The sequence below is a fragment of the Flavobacterium hydrophilum genome, from assembly GCF_003202405.1.
GTDB lineage: Bacteria > Bacteroidota > Bacteroidia > Flavobacteriales > Flavobacteriaceae > Flavobacterium > Flavobacterium hydrophilum.
In genome coordinates, this window is the sequence record NZ_QJHL01000001.1 from 1,774,883 (window position 1) to 1,788,578 (window position 13,696).

Consider the following 13,696-nt stretch of genomic DNA (forward strand, 5'->3'; position numbering starts at 1 on the left):
TTTTATTACTCTTAAATACTTTTTAATTGATAGCACAATTTTCACAAATAACTGTACTATTTTAAATTATGCTGGATTGGGACTGCGCCAAAATAACTGGTATGGCTGTTATCAGGATTCACTACAATTTTCTCCAGCACAATTTCGGGATCAATCATAAAAACCTTTAAGGTATGAATGCCCGACTGCTCTGCATCAAGCTCTATATCCAGCCATCTCAGGTTATCAAAAACCTCATTGCGACGCAGTTTTCCATTGCCGATAAAATCAATATCCATGCTTAGGGCAGGAAGTGGTTTTAAAACTTTTGAATGCGCTAAATTAGAAGGTGTATATTCACCAAAAGTATCCACCAGACCTTTGCGAGCGTCCAGGATTTGAGGGGTTTGATTGTCTAATGCCACTGCCATTCTAAGTCCCCTTTCAGGATTGATATCCTGAACAGGGAGAATGCCCAGACAGAATTTAGCTTTACCCATTTTGGGAAGGAATATTTTATACTCTAGTCTTGGAGCAGATTCAATAGCAGCGCTTGGTGCTGTTACAGGATCAATTCCAATAGAGGCATCAGATCTGCCTAAATCTGAAAGAATTACCCATTTAGCGTTATCACCTGGTATATTGGCATTGTATTTATTCGAAGGTATGGAAAACTCACCTGTTAGGCTTCCAAAATAGGGCTCATTAATTTTTGGCATCGCAGCTTTTACAGCCGTAATATGCACTGGCAGTATTTTTTTCCCCTGCCTGATTTCAATTAGAGCTTCTGATGTTCCATCAGGTAAAATATCCCAATCTATATTTACTTCAATACGGCTTTCTTTTTCAACAAGTCCTTTATTCTGGCTTAATTTGACCCATGGCTTATCTGCTTTAGCTTCAAATTCAAAAGTTCCCATACCGCGGTTGAACACATCAATATAATAACTTGATTTAGCTAGCCCGTCAAATAAGGGCAGCGCTGCTTTTTGGACTGGATCCGGCCATGACAATTCACTTCCTTCCAGGGCTACTCCCATTGAAGGCTCCTGTAATGGCTTGATTTGTTTCATCTCAGGTAGCGTATTGGCTTTGGGCATTGACCACATTTTATAGCCTATATGAATATCACTCATCATGTTTTTCCACTTCCCTCCTGCTATGGAGTCGTTATAAAAAGCGCTCAGTTTCTGATCCTCTTCAAAGAGCTCATGAGCCCTTTTATAATAATCATTTGCACTTAGCCTGCCTTGTTTTACATAAAGCATGTTTTTATCGGCTGCCAAATAAATTTCAGCCACTCCGGCAGAAGCCTTTACAGGATATAAAACCAGTTGATAGTAGGCATCGCGAGCCTGAACAGGTATTTTTGACTGAAGCGATTCTGCTTTTTCCACCAAATCTTTCCATAGTTTCAATACACGGTCCGACTCGTAGTGATTCACAATACTGAAAATATTTGGTACCTGTGCTTCTGGCTTGCGCCAAAGGTTGTATTTCGTATATTTTGACACAATATCTGCAACCTCCTCTGCATGCTCTTTCCCAAATATCCTTCCTGCCCAATCAACCGTATAATCCATTGTTTTGTCAGCCGGAATTACATCGGGGTTCCATGCAAACCGCATAATAAAATCAATGGGAAGCTCTTTGGGCTTAAGATCCCCTACATTTACAATCCATATTCTATCCAAACCAGACTCGTATGCTAAATGAAACTGCTGCTGCAATTTCGGGATCGTGGTGGTGTTGATCCAGCGATCGTTCCAGGGACCGCCGTTCATATCAATGTGATAATAGAGCCCTGCCCCGCCTTTTCTATTTTTTTCCTTCTCGGGCATCGTGCGGCGGATATATCCCCAGTTGTTATCACAAAACAAAAGCGTCACATCATTAGGCACTGTTAATCCCGCATCGTAATAGCGCTGCACTTCAGTGAATATGGCCCATAGCTGGGGATGATTTGCCGGATTGTCCTTATATACTTTCTCCATAATTTCCCGCTGTCCCTTAACAACATCCTGCAGTGTTTTGATATTTTCCAGATCATTGCCTTCTCCCATTGCCACATCACCCTCACCTCGCATCCCTATGGTGATGAGGTTGTCAAAATTTTTATTACGCTGCAGTCCTTCCAGGAAAAACTGATCGATATTTTTTTTATTGGTAGCGTAATTCCATTCCCCTATCTGTTCTTTCCTGTTGGTATATTCTTTTTGTGAACGCATCATGGGCTCATGGTGTGATGTTCCCATCACTATTCCATATTCATCTGCCACTACAGGGTTAAGAGGATCGTCCTCGTTAAAGGATTTTCCCCACATGGCAGGCCATAAATAATTGGCCTTTAGGCGCAGCAATAATTCAAAAATAGTAGCATACATTTTTGAATTGATTCCGCCATAAGCATTTCTTGCCCACTGACCGAAGGAAGGTTCCTCATCATTAATAAATATACCACGATATTTTACTTTTGGAGGGTCCTGAATGTATCTACCTTGTTTAACATAAAGCGCTGTTGCCTTTTTTATGGGAACATCAGCCCAGAAATACCAAGGCGATACCCCGATTTTTTCCGAAATATCATATATACCATAAATAGTGCCCCGTTTATCACTGCCTGCAACTATAAGCTGTCCGTCTATTGTCTGGATTAAAAAGGATTCCCACTTTCCCCTGACAGAAGAGACATCTAATTTTTTAGAGGCAATTAATTGATCAATTATGCGACTTTTTCCTATGGTTCCTATAACGATGCTGTTCTTTGCCGGCTTAGTATTTTCAAAAACCCTGGAAGCTGTTCCGGTGACCTTTCGAATATCATCGGCTAAATTTTTAGCTGCATGATTGACTCCTTTCCAATCATTTGGGTCTATGTAAATTGCAGCTGAACTGCCATTTGAGGCTATTGTAAAAGCCTTAGGCTGGAATTCATTTATAACATAAGCTTGTGGTGTCTCCCATTTCTTTTTTTGAATGGACTGACCATTGGTATTTATCGTCAATACTAAAAACAGTAGTGATACTTTATAATACTTCAATTGGAATTGCATCATAATGTAATTTTTTTTCTTTTTAAATTAGTCTTCTTTTTTCTTTTTCGCTTATACTATATTTTGGGCTCTGGAAAACTACGGGAATAGTATCAAAAATCAGCACAAGCAAAAATGATAGTATGCAAATAATAAGTGTATTTTTTACAAATATAAAAAAATAAAAGCTAACACAATCGGTTGCATGATAATTTTGATTACTTTAAATCACTAAAATTGAAACAATAAGAACATATAAAAACCGATACACAACCGATTGTTACGTAATAATAATTATATTTGCTTATCAAAAGTGTTGAATCTACACTTTAAATCCTATAACCAAGGTGCTGGTAGTTTAAATAATGATTTTCAAATTTTTACAAAAAAAATACAAGGTCAAGTAAAACAATACACTAATGAAAAAATACAACCATTTAATTCTGATTTTAGTATCACTATCTTTTCTAAATTTAACTCAGGCTCAAGATACTTCATTGTCTCCAATTCCTCCAGAAATTGATAACCCCGAATTACTAGGCATAAACAAAGAACCCTATCATGCCACATTAATGCCTTATGCCAACATTACAGAAGCGTTGAAAGGCAATCGCCATGCCTCATCATTTTGCACAAGCCTTAATGGACAATGGAAATTTAACTGGGTGCCAACTCCGGAAAAACGCCCTGCTGATTTCTATAAGCCTGATTACGATGTCTCTGGCTGGAAAGAAATCACTGTACCTTCCAACTGGGAAATTCATGGTTATGGAACCCCATTTTACAGAAACTTAGGATATACCATCAAAAAAGATTATCCGCATGTAATGAGTGAACCAGAGAAATGGTATACATCTTACACTGAAAGAAATCCAGTAGGAAGCTATCGTAGAGAATTTTCTGTTCCTGCTGAATGGATAGGCCGACGTACTTTTATAACTTTTGACGGCGTTGATAGTGCCTTCTTTTTGTGGGTAAACGGTCAAAAAGTGGGTTTTAGTGTAAATAGTCGAAATGCTGCCGAATTTGATCTCACCAAATATCTGAAACCCGGCAAGAATACAATTGCTGTAGAGGTTTACCAATACAGCTCTGGCACATGGCTGGAAGATCAGGATATGTGGCGTCTGCACGGAATTTTTAGGAATGTAACGCTCTGGAGTGCTCCACAAGTACATATCCGTGACTTTTTTGTGAAAACAGATTTGGACAAGGAATACAAGGATGCAACATTGGATGTATCAGCAAAAATTAAAAATTATAGTGATAAAACTGCCAAACCACAAACATTCACAGCTACACTTTATGATAAAGAAGGAAAGGAAATAGCCAAAGGAAATGTAGTGGGCACTGCACTTAAAGCTAATAAAGAAGAATCACTTAACGTAAAAATCAAAGTGGTAAATCCATTAAAATGGACAGCAGAAACGCCTCACCTGTATACTGTTGTATTGACAAATTCTGAAGGCGAAATAGTTTCATCAAAAATAGGGTTTCGTAAAGTAGAAATTAAAGGACGTGTTTTTATGGCAAATGGTGTACCTATAAAACTGAAAGGTGTAAACCGTCATGAACACTGGTCTGATGTTGGGCATGCCGTTACGGAAGAACAAATGATTCGTGATCTTGAAGTCATTAAACAAGGAAATTGTAATCATATCCGTACTAGTCATTACTCAAATGATCCGCGTTGGTATGAGTTATGTGACAAATGGGGAATCTGGTTAGTTGCTGAAGCGAATATGGAATACCATGGTTATGATACACGATTTGATGAAGAACCAACCATAAAAGCTGCTATTATTGACCGTAATGTGGCGAATGTTGAAAATTTTAAAAATCATCCATCCGTCATTATATGGTCACTTGGAAATGAAGGTGGTGGTGTCAGCACAAATCTTAAAGCTGCCATGGCTGAAGTTAAGGCAATTGATTCTACACGTTTTGTTCATTATGAACGTTTTGGAGCGGGTAAAAACAATCCTGCAGACTTAGACGGCCGTATGTATGGCACTGCAGCTGAATACGTTGATATGGTTAAGAACTGGGGGCTTACCAAACCATTTTATGTTTGTGAGTTTATTCATGCTATGTTCAACTCAATGGGATCTCTTGATGAATATTCTAAAGCATTTGACGATAACCCTGAAATTTTGGGAGGCGCAATTTGGGAATTCCAGGATCAGGCATTGTGGAACAGGCGTGATCCTAATCATCCAATTTTAGCTTACGGAGGCGGTTTTGGTGAAAAGCCAAATGACCACTATTTTATCCATAAAGGAGTAATTTCATATGACCGCGCCACAGAAGGAAATAATGTAAAGCCACATTATCCTGAAATGAAAAAAGCCTTTCAATGGATTGATACCGAACTTACTGATCCCGTTAACGGAAGTATCAGAATTAAGAATAAATACCAGTTTATTTCTCTGGATGGTTTTGATGCCATCTGGAGCCTGACAGAAAACGGACAGGAAATTGGCAGCGGAAAAATTAAAATACGCCCTACCTGGGGGAAAGGAATTTTTACGGCCAATATTCCTTATAAAATAGAGCATCCTAAAGCAGGTTCGGAATATTATTTAAGAATTTCATATAAGCAAAAAGAAAAAACGCTTTGGGCAGATAAGGATTTTGAAGTAGCAACAGAACAGTTTAAAGTTCCGGTCAATACGCTGCCTCAAAAAGAAATAAAAACTACTCAGACAGTTAAACTCGTTCAAAATCCTGAATCGACTATTATTTCAGGAAAGGATTTTTCTGTAAGTTTTGATAAGAAAACTGGCTTCATGAATCAGTTAAATAAAAATGGAATCAATCTTCTAACCCCTAATGGTTCACCTAAATTACATTTGTGGCGTGCCTCACACCGTAATGATGATGATTGGGCTTACCAGCAATGGGAAAAATACGGAGTAACTACGCTTCAATACAAAGTGGTCGATTTTAAAGTTGAAACTATTGATAAATACTCCGTTAGGGTTACTTCTACAACAAAAGCAGATGGTAAAGAAGGTTTTGGCGTTTATCATACGGCAACGTATTTAATTAAAGGTGATGGATCGATAAAAGTGGATAACGATGTTCAGTTTATTGGTTTCCGTATTAATTTGGCCCGAATTGGGGTACGAATGTTACTGGATAAAAAACTGGATCGCATGTCATTTTTTGGTAGGGGGCCATTCGAAAACTATTCTGATCGAAAAAGTTCAGCCGAAGTTGGCATTTATGAATTGGGAGTAAATGAGCAATACGAATATGAAAAACCAATGGAGCGAGGCAATCATGAAGAGGTTAGTTGGGCAAAATTAAGTGGTAAAGAAATGCCATCTCTTATGATAAAAGCAGATGAAAAACTGATGCAGGTAGCAGCACTTCCTCATACTGACGAGCAAATGCATCCAGTAGAATATAAAATTGATTTACCCCCAAGTACTGCAACAGTTTTCTGCATTTCAACCAAAACATTAGGTGTTGGATCTGCCAGTTGTGGTCCAAGGCCTCTTGAAAAATATCAGGTTTTTGCAGTGCCAACAGAATTCACTTATACCATTAATTTATTTTGACCTGAATTGGTATATGAAATCGTTTTAATACGTCAAGGAAATTGGCTTTAAAATAGAAGTCAAGTGGGGTCCACTTATTAAAACAACTTTAATAATCATTTATGATGAAATGTATTTGTAAAACGATGAAAAAATATACTTTATTTTTTAGTACGCTATTTTTTATATCGGTGTCCTTTTTGTGCAAAGCTCAAAATCCCATTATTCAAACTAAATATACTGCCGATCCGGCTCCATTTGTCTATAAGGATACGGTTTTCTTATATGTTAGTCATGATGAGGAAGATGCCGGCCCGGGCATGGGTAAATTCCTGATGAAAGACTGGCTGCTTTACACCTCTGTAGACATGGTCAACTGGACCGATCACGGAGTGGTAGCTTCATTAAAAGATTTTAACTGGGGAAAGCAGGACAACGGCGCCTGGGCTCCGCAGTGTATTGAACGCAACGGGAAGTTTTATCTCTACTGCCCTATCCATATGATTGGTATAGGGGTTCTGGTAGCGGACAGCCCGTACGGGCCATTTAAGGACCCGCTTGGAAAACCCCTGATTAAAAACAGTATGGATGATATAGATCCTTCAGTTTATATCGATGATGACAAACAGGCTTATTTATACTGGGGAAATCCTAAAGTATATCATGTTAAGCTAAGCGAATATATGATTTCCTTTAAAGGAGACATAGTGGCTGAACAAATGACCATAGCGGAATTTGGTAAACGGGACGGACATCAAAAAAGGGCAACACAATATGAAGAGGGTCCCTGGTTTTATAAAAGGAATAATCTGTATTATATGGCTTTTGCCTCTACCTGCTGTCCTGAGGGAATAGGATATTCCATGAGTAAATCGCCAACAGGTCCTTGGGAATATAAGGGAAGTATAATGGACGGGGACAGCAGATCAAGCGGGAATCATCCGGGAATTATAGATTATAAAGGAAAATCCTATCTTTTTGGCTTCAATTTCCGTTTAAATTTCATGATTACCGATAAGCACCACGAAAGGCGCTCTGTCTGTGTAGAAGAATTTCAGTACAATACTGACGGAACTATACCTAAATTGCTCTGGTGGTCTGAAACCGGCGTGAAACCAGCGGGCGTATTAAATCCTTTTATACGTACAGAGGCTGAAACGATTGCCTGGAGCCAGGGACTCAAAACCATCAAAGGTGTAAATGGGATGTATGTTACAGATATTGATAACGGTGATTACATAAAAATTCAGGCAGTGGATTTTGGCAAAGGCGCAAGAAAATTTGAGGCCAGTATTGCCAGTGTGTCACCGGATGCTGCAATTGAAATCCATCTTGACAGCCCCACGGGCGCCTTATTAGGTGTCTTAAAAATCAAAACTACCGGAGGCAAATGGGTAAGCCAGTCTTGTACCGTAAAAAAACACGTAGGCATACATGATCTATACTTTGTTTTTAAGAGAGCGAGCAAAGGCCTTTTTGATTACGACTGGTGGAAGTTCACCAAATAAGTTACGATGAATTTCTCGGTTTTGCTTCTGGGATAAAAAACGTGGATTTATGGATAGTTGCTCTCAAAACCTGGATAGGTGCAAACTGGGAATGCAAACTTATCGCATAATTTGGGTTTAAATAACTATTTTTACCGGCTTGCATTGGATTTGTATCGATGGTAGTTAGTAAAATGAGATGATTAACTTTCTCCCAATTTATATATCCGCATCTAAATAATGCAAAAATACGTTAACAATGAAGACATTTAAATTCTTAAAAAATAAGTATAATGTTGAGCTCCTAATAGATATAGGCACTTATAAAGACATTCCATTTTATTTTTTTGAAAGTGAACTTCATCATACGGATTTTTATGAACTTATATTTTTTTCTAAAGGAAACGGTTATTTAGAACTTGATCAGCAAAGAATAGAAATTTCAGATAATACAGTCGTTTTTATTTCTCCATTTCAAAAAAGAAGATGGTTTTTGGACAAGACTAAGATCGAATGTTATTTCCTCTTTTTCCAGGACAGCTTTCTGTCTAATTTCTTCTCAGATAAACTCTTCTCTTTCAGGCTGCAGTTTTTCTACAACAAAACCAAACCGCTCTATCTAAAGGTTAATGATGACTTCTTTAAACAGTTAACGGATATAATTCAGGAGCTGCTTAGTGAGATCAAAACATTTAGATCAGATAGCGAACATATTATAAGAGCATTGTTATACTTTATATTGATCAAACTCAATCGAGCCTATGCAGAGCATTACCTTTTGTCTTCAGAAACAGAAAATAATAGCATTGCATTTATGTTTAAAGAGATTCTGCAAAATGAAGTCCGTAAAATAAGAAATATCGACTATTATGCGCAACAGTTAGGTATCAGCAGAGTAACACTAAATAAATGCATCAAAAAGCAGTTCGGGGTTACCGTTTCTGAAATGGTAAATGAATTTATTCTCTTTGAGATAAAGTCTCTGCTGTCTTATACGAAGCTGAATATAAATGAAATTTCATATCTATTGCAATTCTCCCAGGCAAATCATTTAACGCGTTTCTTCAAGGCGCAAACAGGAATCTCACCAAAAGAATTCAGAAATGCTTATCAAAATGGTAGTTCTGTTATCTAACTGGTAACTATTCTATTTTACATGTATGATATATTTGTACATGAAAATATTATAAAAAAGACAGCAAGCATCCTTATCGAAATCACTAGTAAATATGGTCTATTCTCAGTAGAACACTTAAACTAGCAGACAATTAAAATAGCATCTCAATGAAAAAGCAAATCAAATTTAGCTCTATTTTCACTTTGATATTACTCCCCTGCTTTTTATTCGGCCAACGACAACAAACCCTCGAACTCGCGAGCCTGTACAAAAAAGGAAAGCTAAAATCAGTAAATAGAGAAATCAAAATCGTTTCGAGTGATAGTGGAGCTTATCTAAAAATATTGGAAAGTAAAAAGGAAGGTATTGTATGGCTGCCTGATCGGGACTTTAAAAATGGTACAATTGAAATTGAAATGCGTGGAAAAGACGTTTTTCAACGAAGTTTTATTGGGATTGCCTTTCATGGTGTCGATGATATTAATTATGATGCTGTTTATTGTCGTCCTTTCAATTTTTTTGCTAAAGATTCTGTTCGGAGAATTCATGCTGTGCAATACATCTCGCATCCCGATTTTACCTGGGAAAAATTAAGAAAGGAAAGGAATGCGGTTTTTGAGAAAGAAATCATCAATCCACCAAACGCTAATGATTGGTTTATCATGAAATTAGTAATTGACAGAACAACTGTTAAAGCATATATAAACAATGCAACCGACCCTTCGCTGATGGTTGAAAAACTAAACAATCGAACATCGGGAAAAATAGGGCTATTTACAGCAGATAGCAGCGGAGGAGACTTTAAGATCATTAAGATAAATTATAAAAAATAAAACCATTACTAAACCTGTATCTCTTGGTAAATCCATCTGCTAATTTTGTGTTCTAATCTATAAATAAATTTATACTTATGAGAAAATCAATCATGAACAATGTTTTATTGCAGGAATCAGAAACTGCTCGAGAAAGTTTAAAAATCGTTTATACTATACTATTGCTGGCACTGATTGCTTTGATTTTTTCTGCCTGTTCCAATTACGAAGGGGGCGGCAATACATCTGACTATTATTTTAAGGCTACCGTTGATGGCCGTGAAATAAATTACCATTCCGCAAAATTTCAAGGCGATGGCGGTACTGATAACATATGGGAACATGTCGTAGTTGGAGCTGATGAAACTTCATATACTTTTAATGGACCATTGCCTCCTTCTCTTGATTTTGAAATATGGTATAACGGTGGGAATATCGAACCCGGCGATTATATTAGTCCCACAGATGGGCGCTTGATAGTACGCTATGCTATCCAGACTTCCGAGGGAACGAATGTATATAATACATCCTGGCATGACTCGCCATTTAAGGTAACTATAGAAGCGATCAGCAAAGAAGGCATTAAAGGAACAATGGCGGGAACCCTTCAAAACCAGCAAGGAGAAACCAGGATAATCACTAATGGTTCATTCAATCTTCCTTATGATCAGCTGGTAAATCCATAAAAGTGCCATAGAGTGCAGTCAAACAATTCATAGAAACAATGCTAAAAAATCGGGATCGAATTGAAGAATTGTTGAAGTAGGATATCGCGAGATTGTTAAAGTAGAGTCACACTAATAATTTCTGCCTCACAATTTATTTACTAAGATCAAACCTATAATCATGCTAAAATATAAATCGCTTATAAAACTTCTTATTGTAATTATCTTATTGGCCGGAAGTTCTGCCAGCGCCCAGCTAGATGGCCTGCTTCAAAAAGTAAAGGATAAAGCTGGGGAAGTAATTGAAAAAGAGACAGATAATAAAAGGTCCACAAAAAGCCATAAAAATTCTGGACGGACTGTCATTGCTTCTGGGGATTTTCATAAAGGAGATACGCTGATTTTTGATGAAGATTTTTCGAAATATAAAGCAGGTGCCTCCGCCGGGAGTTTTAAGACAAACGGTGCTGCGATTGTGGCCATTGTAGCCGGACAGAAAGGAAAATGGATGGTTTTGCAGGATAAAGCAACCTTCAAGCTTTCAAAGGGGCTCAAGTATCCAAAGCGATTTACTGTAGAATTTGACATACTGGCATCGGGAGATAAGATTACCGATATTTCGCCCATGTCCTTTGGTTTTGCAACAGATAATAGTGCCCGTGAGTATACCAGCAATGTGGGGTCATATGTAGAACTGCACTATTATGACGCCAATCAGGTCAATATCGGTAGCAGCAATCCACAAAAATTTGTCAATACTACGTATGATCTTGCTCAGGACCTTAACCAGCCTTTGCATGTTGCCTTAACTATTGATGGAGACACGATGGCTGTATATCTGAATAATACAAAGCTTGCCGATACCGTTTTATTTAGTCTTGGCGCAGCTAAAAACTTCTTTATAACCGCTCCATGGGAATATAAAAATGACGCTAAGGTCTTGGTTTCTAATTTTAAAATCTCAGCATTCAGAAATTGAGAAAGCAGAATAGCACAATGGCAGAAAGCAAGTGAGATTTAGTTTTTTTCCTCAAGCTAATTTTGTACTTGCAATATGTGGCGGACAGAGTTTCACTCTCTTATAAAACTCTTTATTAACAGCTTTAGTCCCTATACTATTATGATGAAAAGAATACTTTTAATTATTTTGCTTTCTAGTCACCTTTTTGCTACTCCATCACTGAAGGAAAATTTTACCATCTGGGGAAGGATTGTAGATAATGGCTTTAGCCCTATTGAATCGTTTTCGATTAAGGTTTTCGAACTTAATGTTTTTACAAAGCAAAAAAAATTAATTCATGATTTTAAATTCAGAGATGATAATGGAGAGTTTTTAATAAAAAACCTTAATTCAGAAACTTATCTTATTGAAATTACAGTTGAAAATTATACCAGGTACAGCATCATAAAAACAGTTGGAAATAAAAACGAATCAGTTGGAGAAATCGTTTTGCAAAACACTTGGTAAATGAAAAATGGTTTCTTTCTATTTCTAGTTATCTTTTTTACCATAATTATTTTCTCAAAAAAAATAATCTTAAAGTTATTTTTTGTATTAAAATATCTGATTGCACAATGGAATGCCTCTATTTCCACAAAACCTTAAGGCTGTCTATAAAAGATCTAATAATTTTTTCCTTAAGCTTGATTTGTGAAATCATAAAGATTTTTCAATCTATCCCCAACAGGACATCCAAACCAAATTCATAAAGCAAATGAAAGACAGCGTCTACACATAGTAAGCCAATATCTTCAAATCTTCCATAAAATTTATAGAAATTTGTCCCGTGGAGGTCACTACTCGGGACAAAAGAAAAATATCATCTTTTGTCCCGTTTTTTTTCAGTAATATATTGTTTACCAAATAGATGCAGTTAACCATTTCATTGATTCGGGCGGTGCGGATTTTCTTTTCTTTAAATGTGAAATTTTCGGGAAAAATTAAACCAATTAATTCTATACAATCAGCTAAAGTCGCACTATCAAAGGCTTCGCCTAGCTTTATAAGGTTTTCCTGAACACTCAAGTCAAGTGGCTGTTCTATTAAGCTTTTAATTTTAAAATTACAGCAAAACAGTACAAATAACACTGCCCTTTCAGCCCCGATAGAAGCGGAAATCCTTTTTTGCCGTGGTTCGGCGCAAAAGATTGCAGCGCATAGCGGGAAAAGCTCCTAAAAAACAATATGATATACAATTGACAATAACGGGCACTCCAATTGGATTCCGGCAATTCCTGATACTTTCTTAATCTGATCAATTAAAAAAACCTCCACAGCTGCTTGATTTTAAAAGTTATAAATTAAATTGAGATAAGCAGCTCGATTTTAAACCATTACAATGTTCTAAATTTTATTCTAATTCTGCCAAAAACCCAATATTTGCAGGCAGGTAAATCTGCATAAAAGCATGATGCTGTTTTTTGAAAATATTTAATTAATTTTAATTCTTTAATTAATGACCTGCATATTGCAAATGACAGTACTTTTAAAACAAAATATCGCTAAACATATTTCTCTTTCAGCAAATGAAACCCAACAGTTTTGCGCTTTGTTTGAACAAAAGTTAATTCCAAAAAAGAGCTTTTTACTCAGAGAAGGCGAGATTTGTAAATTTGAAGGCTTTGTCACCAAAGGGCTGTTTCGTGTCTATCATATTGACAAAAATGGTTTTGAGCAGATACTCTATTTTGCAATTGAAAATTGGTGGATTACCGATATTGACAGTTTTACGGCCGAGACCCCTTCACAACTTTTCATAGAAGCGCTTGAAGACAGCGAAGTGCTTCTAATTTCTAAAAAGGATAAAGAGTTTGCTTATGCTAATTTACCTCAAATTGAAAAACTATTTCGGGTTATGACCCAAAAAACGCACGTTGCCCTTCAACGAAGAATGATTGATAATTTGAGTAAAACGGCTGAATCCCGTTATATAGAATTTACAGAAAAATACCCACAGCTTCTCCAGCGCCTTTCTAACATCCAAATAGGTGCCTATTTGGGAATTACCAATGTTTTTCTAAGTAATATTCGAAAGAAAATTGCTGTAAAAAAATAAGAT

General features: G+C 36.9%; 10 protein-coding genes. 8 read left to right on the forward strand and 2 right to left on the reverse strand.

Annotated features, from left to right (window positions below):
* Positions 1-56: 56 nt before the first annotated feature.
* Entirely contained in the window at positions 57-3,035 is a 2,979-nt protein-coding gene (locus DMB68_RS06800) for a glycosyl hydrolase 115 family protein (protein ID WP_196783687.1), read from the reverse strand.
* A gap of 395 nt (positions 3,036-3,430) precedes the next feature.
* Between DMB68_RS06800 and DMB68_RS06805 the strand changes: the two genes are divergently transcribed.
* From DMB68_RS06805 to DMB68_RS06835, 7 genes are all read left to right on the forward strand, one after another.
* Complete coding sequence (locus tag DMB68_RS06805) at positions 3,431-6,577, forward strand: glycoside hydrolase family 2 TIM barrel-domain containing protein (protein ID WP_110345860.1); 3,147 nt, start codon at positions 3,431-3,433, stop codon at positions 6,575-6,577.
* A gap of 125 nt (positions 6,578-6,702) precedes the next feature.
* Positions 6,703-8,064: a glycoside hydrolase family 43 protein gene (locus DMB68_RS06810; RefSeq protein WP_110345861.1), complete on the forward strand. Its 1,362-nt coding sequence runs from the start codon at positions 6,703-6,705 to the stop codon at positions 8,062-8,064.
* 238 nt (positions 8,065-8,302) lie between these two features.
* Positions 8,303-9,178 (forward strand): helix-turn-helix domain-containing protein, encoded by an 876-nt coding sequence (locus DMB68_RS06815; RefSeq protein WP_110345862.1) that lies wholly within the window; start codon positions 8,303-8,305, stop codon positions 9,176-9,178.
* A 149-nt stretch (positions 9,179-9,327) separates the two neighbouring features.
* On the forward strand, positions 9,328-9,993 hold the full coding sequence (locus DMB68_RS06820) for a hypothetical protein (protein ID WP_110345863.1): 666 nt from the start codon (positions 9,328-9,330) through the stop codon (positions 9,991-9,993).
* A gap of 77 nt (positions 9,994-10,070) precedes the next feature.
* The gene (locus tag DMB68_RS06825) at positions 10,071-10,658 is read left to right on the forward strand and encodes a hypothetical protein (RefSeq protein WP_110345864.1); all 588 of its coding nucleotides are present in this window, start codon (positions 10,071-10,073) and stop codon (positions 10,656-10,658) included.
* A gap of 160 nt (positions 10,659-10,818) precedes the next feature.
* On the forward strand, positions 10,819-11,616 hold the full coding sequence (locus DMB68_RS06830; RefSeq protein ID WP_110345865.1) for a hypothetical protein: 798 nt from the start codon (positions 10,819-10,821) through the stop codon (positions 11,614-11,616).
* 144 nt (positions 11,617-11,760) lie between these two features.
* Entirely contained in the window at positions 11,761-12,105 is a 345-nt protein-coding gene (locus tag DMB68_RS06835; RefSeq protein WP_110345866.1) for a hypothetical protein, read from the forward strand.
* A 261-nt stretch (positions 12,106-12,366) separates the two neighbouring features.
* Here the strand turns inward: DMB68_RS06835 and DMB68_RS06840 are convergent, their stop codons facing one another.
* Positions 12,367-12,663, reverse strand: coding sequence for a hypothetical protein (locus DMB68_RS06840; protein WP_231131593.1), 297 nt, complete (start codon positions 12,661-12,663; stop codon positions 12,367-12,369).
* 448 nt (positions 12,664-13,111) lie between these two features.
* Between DMB68_RS06840 and DMB68_RS06845 the strand changes: the two genes are divergently transcribed.
* Positions 13,112-13,693 (forward strand): Crp/Fnr family transcriptional regulator, encoded by a 582-nt coding sequence (locus tag DMB68_RS06845; protein WP_110346383.1) that lies wholly within the window; start codon positions 13,112-13,114, stop codon positions 13,691-13,693.
* Positions 13,694-13,696: the final 3 nt, after the last annotated feature.

Coding starts and splice junctions, on each gene's coding strand:
- DMB68_RS06800 (WP_196783687.1), bottom strand. CDS start 3,035: ATGATGCAATTCCAATTGAAGTATTATAAAGTATCACTACTGTTTTTA.
- DMB68_RS06805 (WP_110345860.1), top strand. CDS start 3,431: ATGAAAAAATACAACCATTTAATTCTGATTTTAGTATCACTATCTTTT.
- DMB68_RS06810 (WP_110345861.1), top strand. CDS start 6,703: ATGAAAAAATATACTTTATTTTTTAGTACGCTATTTTTTATATCGGTG.
- DMB68_RS06815 (WP_110345862.1), top strand. CDS start 8,303: ATGAAGACATTTAAATTCTTAAAAAATAAGTATAATGTTGAGCTCCTA.
- DMB68_RS06820 (WP_110345863.1), top strand. CDS start 9,328: ATGAAAAAGCAAATCAAATTTAGCTCTATTTTCACTTTGATATTACTC.
- DMB68_RS06825 (WP_110345864.1), top strand. CDS start 10,071: ATGAGAAAATCAATCATGAACAATGTTTTATTGCAGGAATCAGAAACT.
- DMB68_RS06830 (WP_110345865.1), top strand. CDS start 10,819: ATGCTAAAATATAAATCGCTTATAAAACTTCTTATTGTAATTATCTTA.
- DMB68_RS06835 (WP_110345866.1), top strand. CDS start 11,761: ATGAAAAGAATACTTTTAATTATTTTGCTTTCTAGTCACCTTTTTGCT.
- DMB68_RS06845 (WP_110346383.1), top strand. CDS start 13,112: ATGACAGTACTTTTAAAACAAAATATCGCTAAACATATTTCTCTTTCA.